The sequence below is a fragment of the Lysobacter sp. FW306-1B-D06B genome (assembly GCF_038446665.1).
Lineage (GTDB): Bacteria > Pseudomonadota > Gammaproteobacteria > Xanthomonadales > Xanthomonadaceae > Lysobacter_J.
Map to the genome: position 1 here is coordinate 3,591,004 of NZ_CP151802.1, position 13,663 is coordinate 3,604,666.

A 13,663-nucleotide genomic window follows, 5' to 3' on the forward strand; every position below is an offset into this window, starting at 1 on the left:
GGCGTCGCCCGCGGCTACACTAGGTCCTTTGCTCGACCGCGCTGCGGTCGCGACCACCAAAAGGCATCACAGAGGAATCGGCTCATGGGTTTTCTGCAAGGCAAGCGTGCACTGATCACCGGCATCGCCAGCGAGCGTTCGATCGCCAGCGGCATCGCCGAGGCCATGCACCGCGAGGGCGCGGAACTGGCGTTCACCTACCAGAACGAGAAGCTGAAGTCGCGCGTGGAATCAGCGGCGAAGGAATACGGCAGCGACATCGTCATCCCGCTGGACGTCAGCGACGACGCACAGATCGCCGCCTGCTTCGAACAGCTCGGCCAGCGCTGGAACGACGGCTTCGACATCCTCGTGCACGCCATCGCCTTCGCGCCGCGCGAAGCCATCGCCGGTGAGTTCCTCGACGGCATGACGCGCGAGAACTTCGCGATTGCGCACGACGTGTCGGCCTATTCGCTGTCGGCGATGGCCAAGGCCGCGCGCCCGATGATGAAGGGCCGCAATGGTTCGATCATCACCCTGAGCTACCTGGGCGCCGAACGCGCGCTGGCCAACTACAACCTGATGGGCGTGGCGAAGGCGAGCCTGGAAGCCTCGGTGCGCTACCTCGCGCTCAACCTCGGCCCGGAAGGCACGCGCGTCAACGCGATCTCCGCCGGCCCGATCAAGACGCTGGCCGCGGCGGGCATCGCGGGTTTCCGCAAGATCCTCGGCCATGTCGAAGAGAACGCGCCGCTGCGCCGCACCGTCACGATCGAGGATGTGGGCAACGTCGCCGCATTCCTGTGCTCGGACCTGGCCGCGGGCGTGACGGGCGAAGTGACGTATGTCGACGCCGGTTACAACATCATGGGCATGACGGGCATCCACACCGAGTAAACGTCACCGCCGTTCCCACGCAAAACAAAAGGCCCGGCATTGCCGGGCCTTTTTGTTTCTGCTGCCGTTGACGCGCCGGAGCCCGGCGCGTCACGCGGTGGTCAGAGGTTCTGCTCGACCACCTCGACCTTGACGCGCTTGCGCAGCGCGTTGACCAGCGCGCGCACGTCGTCGCCACCGCCCACCTGGGCGATCTGCTGCTGCAGCATCTCGCGCTGCTGCGGCGGCAGGGTGGCCAGATCACCCGGCGTGACCTTGTTCACCGCGAACAGCACGATGGCACCGTTCGGCAGTGCAGCGTGACCGGCCGACACCTTGCCTTCGGCCGGCGCCGGCACCGCGAAGATCGCATGGGCCACCGAAGCGTCCGGCACCGGCGCGCCGCGCGGCACGCCCGGCAGGACCTGCGGCGGCGGCAGTTGCTTCGACGCGGCGATGGCGTCTAGCGTCTCGCCGCCGTTCACACGCGCGACCAGCGCTTCGGCGTCCTTGCGCGCGGCCTTTGCGGCGCGATCGGCGCGCACGGCGGCGATCACCTGCTCGCGCACCTGCGCCAGCGGCTGCGCGCGTTCCGGAGTGTGCGCGGTGACGCGCAGCAGCACGCTGTGGCCCGGGGCGATCTCGATCGGATCGCTGATGTTCCCGTCCTGGATCGCGTCTTCCGAGAACGCCACGCGCTGCACCGCCGGATTGGCGGCGATGCCCTGCGCGTTCGCCCGCGAGAACGGGCCGAGCTTCTGCAGCGGCAGGTTCATCTCGCGCGCGGAAGGCGCCAGCGACGTCGGGTTCTTCAGCGTGAGGTCGACCAGGCGGCTCGTGAACTCGCTGATCGCGCGATCGCGATCGGCTTCGGCCTGTTCGCGCGCCAGCGTCTCGCGTGCCTGCTCGAAGCTTTCCTGTGCGCCCGTCTTGACCTCGCGCAACTGAATGACGTGCCAGCCGAACTCGCTCTTGACCGGACCGCTCACCTCGCCTGCCTGCATCGCGAACAGCGCGTTCTCGAACGGCGCCACCATCATGCCCTTGCTCACCCAACCCAGGTCGCCACCCGTGGCCTGCGAGCCGGTGTCGTCGCTGTTGGCGCGGGCGAGCGCGGCGAAGTCGGCGCCCTGCGCCTTGGCCTGCTCGGCCAGGCGCTTGGCCTTCTCCTCGGCCGCCTTCTGGGCGGCGGCGTCGGCCTTCTCATCCACGCGCACGAGGATGTGTGACGCCAGACGCTGCTCGGCCTCGACGAAACGGTTCTTTTCCTGCTCGTAACGCTGCCGCAGCGCAGCGTCGTCGGCCGGCGCGACGGCCGGCAGCTTGCTGCCGTCGACCTCGACGAACTCGATCTCGACCATCTCCGGCGCACGGAACTGCGCGGTGTGGGTGTCGTACCACTGCTGGATCTCGGCCGCGCTCACGGCCGCGGTGTCGGCCGCGGGAGGCGGCAACATCAGCAGCGCGACGTCGCGCTGTTCGCCCATCAGGCGCAGCAGACGGTCCATCTCGGCAGAGGTGACGAAGTTGCTGCTGCCCACGCCGACGGCGAGCAGCGAACGCTGCAGGTCGTCGCGCACGTTCTCTTCGAACTGCCGCTCGCTCTGCGGCGGCGCCAGCGAGGCGAGTGCGAGCTTGTAGCGGTCGTAGTTGAACTTGCCGTCCACCTGGAAGCCCGGCACGTCCATGATCGCCTTCTGCACCATCGCGTTGCTGACGACCAGGCCCTGGCGCTGCGCGGCGATCTCCTGCACGCGCGCGTCGATCAGGCTGTCGAGGATGGCGCGCTTGTTGTCCGCGCTCTCGAACGCCCGTGCGTCGAACGCCTCGCCCTGCTGGGCGCGGCGCTGCTGGCGCTCCTGCTCGAAGCGGTTGCGGAACTCGTCCACACCGATCTTCTCGTGCGTCCAGAACACCGACACCGGCCACCATGACGGCGCGGACGGCCACCAGGTCGGCGGCGCGTCGATGCGCGCGACGGAGGTGTCGGTGCGCTGGCCGAGGTACTGCTCGATGCCGACGAAGGCGAAGGGAATGATCAACAGGCCCAGGATCACGGTGGCGATCCAGCCGGAGGTCTTGTCGCGTAGTTTCTGCAGCATGTCCGGGACGCGTTCAGTCGTAAGCCGGACAGTTTAGCGCGGCCGGAAGCCGGCACGGCGGGCCGTCGAGGGAAATTCGACGATCGGCGGGAAACGGGTTGATGCCGGAAAAACGGAAGGCGCCGTTTCCGCTGCCCGGACCTGTAAAAAAACAAAGGGCACCGTTTCCGGTGCCCTTTGACGAAAATGGCGGAGTGGACGGGACTCGAACCCGCGACCTCCGGCGTGACAGGCCAGCATTCTAACCGACTGAACTACCACTCCGCGCTTTGAAACCTGGGACTGGCGCCCCGAACCCTGGCGCGGCAAGCCGCGTTTCCGGTCCTCTCACTAATTATAAAACCAAAGGCGCCGTTCCCGGCGCCTTTGACGAAACTGGCGGAGTGGACGGGACTCGAACCCGCGACCTCCGGCGTGACAGGCCAGCATTCTAACCGACTGAACTACCACTCCGCATGCTTCAAAACCTGGTGAAACTTTTCAAACAACCCGTGGGGTGCTCGATGGTGGGTGCTGAGGGTTTCGAACCCCCGACCCTCTCCGTGTAAAGGAGACGCTCTACCGCTGAGCTAAGCACCCGTCGGCGAGTCGCTTAGTTTACGGCATCCTTGAGCGCCTTGCCAGCCTTGAAGGACGGATTCTTCGAGGCCTTGATCTTGATCGTCTCGCCGGTCTTCGGATTGCGGCCCTGGCGGGCGGCGCGCTTGCGGACCTGGAAGGTGCCGAAGCCGACCAGCGTGACCGTGTCGCCCTTCTTCAGCGCCTTGGTCACGACATTGATCATGGCATCGACGGCGTTGGCAGCGTCGGTCTTGGACAGCTCGGCGGCCTCGGCAACGGCGCCAACAAACTCAGCCTTGTTCATTCGTTTCGACTCCCTGTGCGGATTGATGCCGCATGTTCGTAAGAAGCAGCATGTAATCGAAGGCGTTCCCCCCGATCGACTCTTGCCGCGCAGCCATTGCGCTGCAATGGCCTGCGCGGTCCGCAGCCGTTATACCAGCGGCATTTTGGCGTCGCAAGCTGGAAACCTAGCTGTGGCGCGGCTTCCAGCGTTTTTGGGTTGCATCCGACAGGCGGTGGGAATCAATGCTTGACGTCGGTCTGCGTGACCGTCTTGGCACCGTCGCGCACCGGCACTTCTTCCTTGCCCGACGCCGCAGGCGCAGGCGTCGGTGCGCGTTCCAGAGCGATGCCCAGCACTTCGTCGATCCACTTCACCGGGATGATCTTCATTCCCTGCGTCACGGCCTTCGGAAGATCGGCAAGGTCCTTGCGGTTCTCGTCGGGGATGATCACCGTGCGGATGCCGCCGCGCAGCGCGGCCAGCAATTTCTCCTTCAGGCCGCCGATGGGCAGCACGCGGCCGCGCAGCGTGATCTCGCCGGTCATCGCCACATCGGCCTTCACCGGGTTACGCGTAAGCATGGACACCAGCGCGGTCGCCATCGCGATACCGGCGCTCGGGCCGTCCTTCGGCGTGGCACCTTCCGGCACGTGCACGTGCACGTCGTGCTTCTGCAGGAAGTCGAGGTCGATGCCGAGCTGCTCGGTGCGCGCACGCACGACCGACAGCGCGGCGGACGCCGATTCCTTCATCACGTCGCCGAGCTGGCCCGTGAGCAGCAGCTGACCCTTGCCCGGCACGAGCGTGGATTCGATCTGCAGCAGATCGCCGCCGACTTCCGTCCAGGCCAGGCCCGTGACCAGGCCGACTTCGTTCTGCTCTTCCGCGCGACCGAAATCGAAGCGACGCACTCCGAGGTACTTGTCCAGGTTCTTGGAGGTGACGTTGACGGCGCCCTTCTTGATGCCCTTCTTCGTCGGACCGGCCAGCGCGATTTCCTTCACCACCTTGCGGCAGATCTTGGCGATCTCACGCTCCAGGCTGCGCACGCCGGATTCGCGCGTGTAGTACCGCACGATGTCGCGCACCGCGCCTTCGGCGACCTTGAGCTCTTCCGGCTTCAAACCATTGCCCTTGATCTGCTTGGGCAGCAGATAACGCATGGCGATGTTGAGCTTCTCTTCCTCGGTGTAACCCGGGATGCGGATCACTTCCATGCGGTCCAGCAGCGGACCGGGAATGTTGAGCGAGTTGGACGTGGCGACGAACATCACTTCCGACAGGTCGAGATCGACCTCCAGATAATGATCGTTGAAGGCGTTGTTCTGTTCCGGATCGAGCACTTCCAGCAGCGCCGAAGACGGATCGCCGCGGAAGTCCATCGACATCTTGTCGATCTCATCGAGCACGAACAGCGGGTTCTTGCTGCCGATCTTGTTGAGGTTCTGCACAATGCGGCCCGGCATCGAACCCACGTACGTACGACGGTGGCCGCGGATCTCGGCCTCGTCGCGCACGCCGCCCAGCGACATGCGCACGAACTTGCGGTTCGTCGCCTTCGCGATCGACTGGCCCAGCGAGGTCTTGCCCACGCCCGGCGGTCCGACCAGGCACAGGATCGGGCCCTTCATCTGCTTCACGCGCGACTGCACGGCGAGGTATTCAAGGATGCGTTCCTTGACCTTCTCCAGACCGAAGTGGTCGGCATCGAGCACGTCCTGCGCGGCCTTAAGGTCCTTGCGCACCTTGGTGCGCTTCTTCCACGGCACGCCCAGCAGCCAATCAAGATAGTTGCGCACGACGGCCGCTTCGGCGGACATCGGCGACATCTGCTTGAGTTTGTTGAGCTCGGCCTTGGCCTTGGTTTCCACCGGCTTGGGCATGCCGGCTTCGGCGATCTTGCGGGTCAGTTCGTCGATGTCGTTGGGAGCGTCGTCGATCTCGCCGAGCTCCTTCTGGATCGCCTTCATCTGCTCGTTGAGGTAGTACTCGCGCTGGCTCTTCTCCATCTGCGACTTCACGCGGCCGCGGATGCGCTTTTCCAGCTGCTGCACGTCGATCTCGCCATCGACCAGGCCGACCAGTTGCTCCAGGCGCGCGCCGATGCCGTGCGTCTCCAGCAGCTTCTGCTTGTCGCCGATGCGTACGCCCAGATGGGCGGCGATGGTGTCAGCCAGGCGACCGGGCTCGTCGATGCCGGACAGCGTCTGCATCAGCTCCGGCGGGAGCTTCCGGTTGGTCTTCACGTACTGCTCGAACAGGCCCATCAGCGAGCGCGCGATCGCCTCGATCTCGCGTTCCTCGCGATCGTTGTCCGGCTCGACGACTTCGGCCTGGCCGCTCAGCGCGCCGTCGCGCTCGGTGACGTCGTGGACGCTCACGCGCGAGACGCCTTCCACCAGCACCTTGATGGTGCCGTCGGGCAGCTTCAGCAGCTGCAGGACCTGGGCGAGCGTGCCGACCTGATAGAGATCATCCGCGCCGGGGTCGTCGGTCTCGGCGGACTTCTGGGCGACCAGCAGGATGCGCTTGTCGGCCTCCATGGCCAGGTCCAGCGCGTGGATCGACTTGTCGCGGCCGACGAACAGCGGGATCACCATGTGCGGGAACACGACGACATCGCGCAGCGGCAGGACCGGCAGATTGAGCGTCTCGCGGTCGGATGAAACGGTCATGGGGGACTCCGGGAAAACGGGGTGCGGGCGGTGACCGCCCGGGAGGTCTCGTGGGCGTGCGCAGCCCATGGCGACGGTTATGGGGTCCGGCGCGAACGGATGCAAGCGGCCCGCAGACTATGCTGCGGGCCTGGGGCATTTATCCGTTGAAAATCAGGCGCTTAGCCGCACCTCCGAGATGCCGGAGGCGGGACGCCGGTCACGTCGCCGTCAGTCTGCCGAGGCGACCTTGGGAGCCGCCGGAGGCGTCTGGTAGATCAGGTACGGCTCGGTCTTGTGGTCGATGACCGACTCGTCCACGACCACCTTGGAGACGTTTTCCAGGGACGGCAGCTCGTACATCGTGTCCAGCAGGACCGACTCGACGATGGTGCGCAGGCCGCGCGCACCGGTCTTGCGCTTGAGCGCCTTGCGCGCGATGGCGGCCAGGGCGTCCGGGCGGAACTCCAGCTCCACGCTCTCCATCTCGAACAGCTTCTTGAACTGCTTGGTGATGGCGTTCTTCGGCTCGGTCAGGATCTTGACCAGCGCGGTCTCGTCCAGCTCCTCGAGCGTGGCGACCACCGGCAGACGGCCGACGAACTCGGGGATTAGGCCGAACTTGATCAGGTCTTCCGGCTCCACGTCCGCCAGCAGCTTGCCGATGTCGTTCTTGCGCTCGCTGCTCTTCACCTTGGCGCCGAAACCGATGCCGCCGGCCTCGGTGCTGCGCTGCTGGATGATCTTGTCCAGGCCGGCGAACGCGCCACCCACGACGAACAGGATGTTGCGCGTGTCGACCTGCAGGAATTCCTGCTGCGGATGCTTGCGCCCGCCCTGCGGCGGAACGCTTGCAACGGTGCCTTCGATGAGCTTGAGCAGCGCCTGCTGCACGCCTTCACCCGACACGTCGCGCGTGATCGACGGGTTGTCGCTCTTGCGCGAGATCTTGTCGATCTCGTCGATGTAGACGATGCCCTGCTGCGCCTTCTCGACGTCGTAGTCGCACTTCTGCAGCAGCTTCTGGATGATGTTTTCCACGTCCTCGCCGACATAGCCGGCTTCGGTCAGCGTGGTGGCATCGGCAATGGTGAACGGCACGTTGAGCAGGCGCGCCAGCGTTTCGGCCAGCAGCGTCTTGCCCGAACCGGTCGGGCCGACCAGCAGGATGTTCGACTTCGCCAGCTCGACGTCGTCGTTCTTCTGCCGGCTTTCGATGCGCTTGTAATGGTTGTACACGGCGACCGCGAGCGTGCGCTTGGCGCGCTGCTGGCCGATCACGTACTGGTCGAGCACCTCGAGGATCTCGCGCGGCTTGGGCAGGTGGCTCCGGGCCGACTGCGCCTTCTCCTCGAGCTCCTCGCGGATGATGTCGTTGCACAGCTCCACGCATTCATCGCAGATGAACACGCTCGGGCCCGCGATAAGCTTGCGGACCTCGTGCTGGCTTTTCCCGCAGAACGAGCAGTAAAGGATCTTGTTGCTGTCGCCGGTGCTGCGGCCCTGTCGGTCGTCGCTCATGCCTGTGTCCAAATGGTGCTCGTGTCTCGAACCCGCCGTGGACGGACGCGTTCAGGTGGTGCGGCCCGAGGATAACACAGCGATCCGGCCCGCCTCGCGGGTCGGATCACGGTCCGGGTCATGGGTGGATCAAGGGCCGGAATGCCGTCAGCCGGCCTGGATCGAGTCTTCCGGGCGGCGCTCGAGGACCTGGTCGACCAGGCCGTACTCGCGGGCCGCTTCGGCGCTCTTGAAGTTATCGCGCTCGGTGTCCCGGGCGATGGTCTCCAGCGCCTGGCCGGTGTGCTTGGCGAGGATCTCGTTCAGGCGCTGGCGCAGGGTCAGGATCTCACGGGCGTGGATGTCGATGTCCGTCGCCTGGCCCTGGAAGCCGCCCAGGGGCTGATGGATCATCACGCGCGAGTTCGGCAGCGCATAGCGCTTGCCCTTTGCACCGGCGGCCAGCAGCAGCGCGCCCATGGAGGCGGCCTGGCCGACGCAGATCGTGCTCACGTCCGGCTTGATGTACTGCATGGTGTCGTAGATCGCCAGGCCGGCGGTGACCACGCCGCCGGGCGAGTTGATGTACAGGCTGATGTCCTTCTCGGGGTTCTCGGCCTCGAGGAACAGCATCTGCGCGACGATCACGTTCGCCACATGGTCGTCCACGCCACCGACGAGGAAGATCACGCGCTCCTTGAGCAGGCGCGAATAGATGTCGTAGGCGCGCTCGCCCCGGCTGGTCTGTTCGACCACCATCGGGACAAGGTTCAAAGCTTTGGTCAGGTTGTCCATGTTCGACGGCACCTTGGATCGGATATGGGGCGCTTGGGGAAGCGCGGTCCGGTCAACTTGGGGCCAACCGGACCGGAGCGCAAGGGGCGCGTCCTTTCGATGGAGCCGGCCGCGGCGAACCGCGGCCGTTGCAACGATTACTGGCGGATCGCTTCGTTGAACGCCAGCGCCTGCTCGGTGTGCTGGGCGCGCTCGGCGATCCAGTCGATCACCTGCTCTTCCATCACGCGGGCCTGCAGGCCGTTCATCAGCTGCGGGTCGTTGCGGTACAGCTCGATGACCTGCTGCGGCTCTTCATAGGTCGAGGCGATCAGGTTCAGCGTCTCGGTCACGCGCTTGGACTCCAGGCGCAGCTCGTTGCGACGGGCGATCTCGCCCACCAGCAGGCCGACCAGCACGCGCTTGCGCGCGGCGTCCATGAAGCCCACGTGCGCATCGGCCGGGATTTCGCCGATGGGACGGCCCTGGCGACGTGCGGTTTCGATGGTCTGGCGGGCCATGTCGCGCGCCTCGCCCTCGACCAGCTTGGGCGGCATTTCGACATGTGTGTAGGCGGCGATGAGCTGTTCGCCGACTTCGCGACGCAGGCGGGTCATCAGCGCGCCCTTCAGCTCGCGCTCCAGGTTGCTGCGGATGTCGACGCGGAACTGGTCGGCATCACCGCTGCGCACGCCAAAGCTCTTGATGAAGGCAGCGTCCACTTCCGGCAGCACGGGCTCGGAAACCTTCGTGGCCTTCAGGTTGACCTTGACCGTCTTGCCAGCGAACGCCGGCACGCGCCAGTCGGCCGGGAACTCGACGTCCACCGCCTTCTCGTCGTCGGCCTTCATGCCCACCAGCGCCGATTCGATCGCCGGGAACATGGCAGCCGAACCGATGATGGTCGCGCCACGCTCGACACCCTCGGCCGGCAGGCGCTCATCGCCCACCTGCGAGAAGGTTTCGATCTCGACGGCGTCGCCGGTGCCGGCTTCGCGATCGACCGCGTTCCAGGTGCGACGCTGCAGGCGCAGGTTCTCGATCATCGCGTCGATGTCGGTGTCGGTCACTTCGGCGGTGTGGCGCACGACGTTGAGCTTGGTCACGTCGATGTCGCCGAAGTCCGGCACGACCTCGAAGGTCGCCACGTACGAGAGCTGGTCGTCCGAGCCCGGGGCCGGCGCGATCTGCGGATTGCCCGCAATCTGCAGCGCTTCCTGGCGGACGGCGTTGCTGAAACCTTCGCGCAGCAGGCCATCGAGGGCCTCGGCGCGGACCTGCGCGCCGAAGCGCTGCTCGATCACCTTGGCCGGCACCTTGCCGGGACGGAACCCCTTGATCTTGGCACCACGCGAGATTTCGCGCAGGCGGCCGCCGATCACGGCTTCCAGACGATCCGCCGGAAGGCTGAAAGTCATGCGACGTTCGAGGTTGCCGAGCGATTCGACCGAAACTTGCATATCCACTCCTGCCACCACGGCGACCTGCCGCGGCACGATGTTGATGGTCCTGTCCTGCCCGCGGCCCGGGCGGAATGCTTCGCGGCCAGCGGAACGGAATAGTTTCGCCGATTGCGGGCCGTCGTGCCAGCGCTGGGCCTGACCCGCCGGACACCACGCCCCGATTCGGCGCCGACCCCGGTTTTCCTCGCGGGCGCCTGGCTGCCGGCAGCCGGCAGCATCACTCGCGAGCGCTCGCTCGACTTGGCCGGCCGCCAATCACTGAGGAAGGCTGGTGCGAAAGGCGGGACTCGAACCCGCACGCCTTGCGGCACTGGAACCTAAATCCAGGGCGTCTACCAATTCCGCCACTTTCGCATCGACGCGGGCGATGAACGCCGCGGCGGCATTCTAGGCCGCGCTTCCGGGAATTGAGAAACCCCGGAAAAGAAAAAAGCACCTGGGGGACCAGGTGCTTTCCGGATTGGTGGGCCGTCAAGGATTCGAACCTTGGACCTATTGATTAAGAGTCAACTGCTCTACCAACTGAGCTAACGGCCCGGAACAACTAGAAGCGAAACTATAACAACTATTTTCTGTTTCGCCAATACATCTGGGGTGGCTGAGGGGACTCGAACCCCCGACATCTGGAATCACAATCCAGTACTCTAACCAACTGAGCTACAGCCACCATAAAGCTTGTTTTGCGGTGTTTTCTACAACTTGTGGCGCGCCCGGCGGGACTCGAACCCACAACCACAGGCTTAGAAGGCCGGTGCTCTATCCGGTTGAGCTACGGGCGCCAGCGTTGCATCTTAACTGACACTCCCGCCGCATCCGGTGGTCGAACTTTCCCGCTCTGTCTGGATGGTCGGGGCAGAGGGATTCGAACCCACGACATCCAGCTCCCAAAGCTGGCGCTCTACCAGGCTGAGCTATACCCCGAGGCCGGGACTTCCGTTGCGCGCCAACGCCGCGAAAGGCCGACTAGTCTGGCCGGAGCGCCCGCCGCTGTCAACGCATGGCGGGCGGTGCGATGCGCCGTTGTATGCTCCGGGCTTCCAATTCAGCACGGACAGGGGACGACATGATCGGACGCAGCGGCAATCCCGCATTGAAGGAAGGCACCTTCCTGGACCTTTCCAGCGGCACGGTGGTCCAGCGCGATGGCGCGACGATGACGCTCAACGGCACGGTCAACAAGACCGGCCTGCTTCTGCTGCTGTGCGTGCTCACCGCCGCGTTCGCCTGGAGCCAGGTGCAGTTCACCGCGGAGGGCCCGGTCGGCGCGATGCCCTACGTCCTGGGCGGCGCGATCGGCGGCCTGGTGTTCGCGCTGGCGACGATCTTCAAGAAGGAATGGGCGCCGGTGACCGCGCCGATGTACGCGCTCACCGAAGGCTTCTTCCTGGGCGCCATCTCGGCGATCTTCGAACACCGCTTCCCGGGCATCGTGATGCAGGCGGTCCTGCTGACTTTCGGCACGCTGTTCGCGCTGCTCTTCGCGTACCGCTCGGGCCTGATTCGCGCCACCGAGAACTTCAAGCTCGGCGTGGTCGCCGCCACGGGCGGCATCGCCCTGGTCTACCTGGCTTCGTTCGTGCTGTCGTTCTTCGGCGTGCGCATTCCTTTCATCCACGAATCCGGACTGATCGGTATTGGCTTCAGCCTGTTCGTGGTGGTGATCGCGGCGCTGAATCTGGTGCTGGACTTCGACTTCATCGAGACCGGCGTCGAGCAGAACGCGCCCAAGTACATGGAGTGGTACGGCGCGTTCGGCCTGATGGTCACGCTGGTGTGGCTGTACGTGGAGTTCCTGCGCCTGCTGTCGAAGCTGCAGTCGCGCAACTGACCTCGCATACGCCGGACGAACAAAGGGCGCGGAGCAATCCGCGCCCTTTTCGTTTCCCGCAACGCAGGCTTGCTCAGTCGGCCGCATGCGCCGGCGCGACCTTGCGCGCCGGCCAGAGCATCGCCGTGATCGTGATGGCACCCAGCAACCAGCTGTAATGCACGCTCCCGGCCAGGGCCAGTGGCGATACCGCACCCAGCGACGCCGCCAGCAGGATCTGCGCGCCGTACGGCAACACGCCCTGCGTCACGCAGGCGAAGATATCGAGCACGCTCGCTGCGCGCGCGGGAGGCACGCCGTGCTGCTGCGCGATGTCGCGCGCAAGCCCGCCGCTGATGAGGATCGCGACGGTGTTGTTCGCAGTGAACACGTCCGTCGTGGCCGACAGCGTGGCGATGCTCACCTCGCCTGCGCGGCGGCTCTTGTGTCCACGCGCGAACTTGCCGATCACCTGCGCCAGCCATGCCAGCCCGCCGGTCGCCTTCATCAGCGCGCCGAGTCCGCCGACCAGCAGCGAGAGCAGGATGATCTCCACCATGCTCTCGAAGCCTTCCCAGATGTGCGTGGCGTAGGCGGCGACGCCGAACTCGTCGGCGAAGAACGCTCCGAACACACCCGCGATCACCAGGCCCAGGCTGAGGACGATGATCACGTCCACACCCGCCATGGCCAGTCCGAGCACGATCACATACGGCACGATCAGCCACGGTGACACGGGCTCAAGCGTCTGCACCGGCGCGGTTTCGCCGATGAAACCCAGCACGACCACGGTCAACAGCGCGGCGGGCAGTGCGAACTTCAGGTTCTCGCGGAACTTCTCCCGCATCGTGCAGCCCTGCGTGCGGCTGGCGACGATCGCCGTGTCGGAGATCACCGAAAGGTTGTCGCCGAAGGTCGCACCGCCGATGACTGCGCCCAGCACCAGCGCGCGATCCAGGCCCGACGCGTCGGACACGCCCAGCGCGATCGGCGCCACCGCGGCGATGGTGCCCATCGAAGTGCCCAACGACAGCGAGATGAAACCCGCCACCACGAACAACCCCGGCAGCAGCAGCGCCGGATGCAGGTGCCCGATGCCGAGCGCGACGATCGCGTCCACCGCGCCGATCGCCTTGGACACCTCCACGAAGCCACCGGCGAGCAGGAAGATCAGGCACATCAGCACGACATTGTGGTCGCCCATGCCTTCGATGAGCGTCTCCAGCGGCTTCAGTCCGCGCCGCCACGCGATGAACGCTGCCAGCGCCAACGCCGGCAGGATCGCGACGGGGGCGCGCAGCTGGTAGAAGCCCATCGCTTCGCCGTGGCTGGTGAAGTACAGGCCGGCGCCGAAGAACAGCCCCAGGAATACCAGCAGCGGCGCCAGCGCGATGGCGCTCGGCCGGACGGTCTGATTCATCTTTCTATCCGTATGAAGCGAAAAGCCGGCGAATTCTGAGGCCGCAAGCGCACGGTGTCGAGTCCACGACCAGAACACAGGGCGAGCATGCGCGCGACAGCGCTGGCGCGCCGCGGAGAGCCTGCCCGTCGGCTGTCATTCCCGCGAAGGCGGGAATCCAACCGTCCGGCACGCCACGCTCTGCAGAAGGATAGTTGCATCCGACAGTTGGATCCCCGGCTCCGCGGTGATGACGTCT

Annotated in this window: 9 protein-coding genes and 8 tRNA genes; 2 read left to right on the forward strand and 15 right to left on the reverse strand. The window is 65.6% G+C overall.

Annotated elements, in window-relative coordinates:
• Positions 1 to 84 precede the first annotated feature (84 nt).
• The gene (locus AAFF32_RS16640; RefSeq protein ID WP_216962539.1) at positions 85 to 879 is read left to right on the forward strand and encodes an enoyl-ACP reductase; all 795 of its coding nucleotides are present in this window, start codon (positions 85 to 87) and stop codon (positions 877 to 879) included.
• Positions 880 to 980: 101 nt separating this feature from the next.
• On the opposite strand, the gene AAFF32_RS16645 is transcribed toward AAFF32_RS16640, so the two are convergent.
• The 14 genes from AAFF32_RS16645 to AAFF32_RS16710 form a co-directional block, all read right to left on the reverse strand.
• On the reverse strand, positions 981 to 2,960 hold the full coding sequence (locus AAFF32_RS16645) for a peptidyl-prolyl cis-trans isomerase (protein WP_342315801.1): 1,980 nt from the start codon (positions 2,958 to 2,960) through the stop codon (positions 981 to 983).
• Positions 2,961 to 3,147: 187 nt separating this feature from the next.
• Positions 3,148 to 3,224: transfer RNA gene (locus AAFF32_RS16650), tRNA-Asp, on the reverse strand.
• A 112-nt stretch (positions 3,225 to 3,336) separates the two neighbouring features.
• Positions 3,337 to 3,413 (reverse strand) — tRNA-Asp (locus AAFF32_RS16655).
• Between the two features lie 51 nt (positions 3,414 to 3,464).
• Positions 3,465 to 3,539: transfer RNA gene (locus AAFF32_RS16660), tRNA-Val, on the reverse strand.
• Positions 3,540 to 3,552: 13 nt separating this feature from the next.
• Entirely contained in the window at positions 3,553 to 3,825 is a 273-nt protein-coding gene (locus AAFF32_RS16665; RefSeq protein WP_115842926.1) for an HU family DNA-binding protein, read from the reverse strand.
• A gap of 221 nt (positions 3,826 to 4,046) precedes the next feature.
• On the reverse strand, positions 4,047 to 6,482 hold the full coding sequence (gene lon, locus AAFF32_RS16670) for an endopeptidase La (RefSeq protein WP_216962545.1): 2,436 nt from the start codon (positions 6,480 to 6,482) through the stop codon (positions 4,047 to 4,049).
• 210 nt (positions 6,483 to 6,692) lie between these two features.
• Positions 6,693 to 7,982 (reverse strand): ATP-dependent Clp protease ATP-binding subunit ClpX, encoded by a 1,290-nt coding sequence (gene clpX, locus AAFF32_RS16675; RefSeq protein WP_216962548.1) that lies wholly within the window; start codon positions 7,980 to 7,982, stop codon positions 6,693 to 6,695.
• Between the two features lie 147 nt (positions 7,983 to 8,129).
• Positions 8,130 to 8,756, reverse strand: coding sequence for an ATP-dependent Clp endopeptidase proteolytic subunit ClpP (gene clpP, locus AAFF32_RS16680; protein ID WP_115842923.1), 627 nt, complete (start codon positions 8,754 to 8,756; stop codon positions 8,130 to 8,132).
• A gap of 137 nt (positions 8,757 to 8,893) precedes the next feature.
• A complete protein-coding gene (gene tig / locus AAFF32_RS16685; RefSeq protein WP_216962551.1) occupies positions 8,894 to 10,195 on the reverse strand; it encodes a trigger factor in 1,302 nt (433 codons plus the stop codon).
• 272 nt (positions 10,196 to 10,467) lie between these two features.
• Positions 10,468 to 10,552: transfer RNA gene (locus tag AAFF32_RS16690), tRNA-Leu, on the reverse strand.
• Between the two features lie 107 nt (positions 10,553 to 10,659).
• Positions 10,660 to 10,735: transfer RNA gene (locus AAFF32_RS16695), tRNA-Lys, on the reverse strand.
• Positions 10,736 to 10,788: 53 nt separating this feature from the next.
• Positions 10,789 to 10,865, reverse strand: a tRNA-His gene (locus AAFF32_RS16700).
• A gap of 35 nt (positions 10,866 to 10,900) precedes the next feature.
• Positions 10,901 to 10,977, reverse strand: a tRNA-Arg gene (locus AAFF32_RS16705).
• Between the two features lie 65 nt (positions 10,978 to 11,042).
• A tRNA-Pro gene (locus AAFF32_RS16710) sits at positions 11,043 to 11,119 on the reverse strand.
• 142 nt (positions 11,120 to 11,261) lie between these two features.
• On the opposite strand from AAFF32_RS16710, the gene AAFF32_RS16715 reads away from it, so the two are divergent.
• Positions 11,262 to 12,026: a Bax inhibitor-1/YccA family protein gene (locus AAFF32_RS16715; protein ID WP_216962554.1), complete on the forward strand. Its 765-nt coding sequence runs from the start codon at positions 11,262 to 11,264 to the stop codon at positions 12,024 to 12,026.
• 73 nt (positions 12,027 to 12,099) lie between these two features.
• Here AAFF32_RS16715 and AAFF32_RS16720 read toward each other — a convergent pair whose 3' ends face one another.
• Complete coding sequence (locus AAFF32_RS16720) at positions 12,100 to 13,425, reverse strand: Na+/H+ antiporter NhaC family protein (protein ID WP_216962557.1); 1,326 nt, start codon at positions 13,423 to 13,425, stop codon at positions 12,100 to 12,102.
• Positions 13,426 to 13,663: the final 238 nt, after the last annotated feature.

Bases quoted from the DNA above. Each gene is read 5' to 3' on its own strand.
- AAFF32_RS16640 (WP_216962539.1), top strand. From the start codon at position 85: ATGGGTTTTCTGCAAGGCAAGCGTGCACTGATCACCGGCATCGCCAGC.
- AAFF32_RS16645 (WP_342315801.1), bottom strand. From the start codon at position 2,960: ATGCTGCAGAAACTACGCGACAAGACCTCCGGCTGGATCGCCACCGTG.
- AAFF32_RS16665 (WP_115842926.1), bottom strand. From the start codon at position 3,825: ATGAACAAGGCTGAGTTTGTTGGCGCCGTTGCCGAGGCCGCCGAGCTG.
- lon (WP_216962545.1), bottom strand. From the start codon at position 6,482: ATGACCGTTTCATCCGACCGCGAGACGCTCAATCTGCCGGTCCTGCCG.
- clpX (WP_216962548.1), bottom strand. From the start codon at position 7,982: ATGAGCGACGACCGACAGGGCCGCAGCACCGGCGACAGCAACAAGATC.
- clpP (WP_115842923.1), bottom strand. From the start codon at position 8,756: ATGGACAACCTGACCAAAGCTTTGAACCTTGTCCCGATGGTGGTCGAA.
- tig (WP_216962551.1), bottom strand. From the start codon at position 10,195: ATGCAAGTTTCGGTCGAATCGCTCGGCAACCTCGAACGTCGCATGACT.
- AAFF32_RS16715 (WP_216962554.1), top strand. From the start codon at position 11,262: ATGATCGGACGCAGCGGCAATCCCGCATTGAAGGAAGGCACCTTCCTG.
- AAFF32_RS16720 (WP_216962557.1), bottom strand. From the start codon at position 13,425: ATGAATCAGACCGTCCGGCCGAGCGCCATCGCGCTGGCGCCGCTGCTG.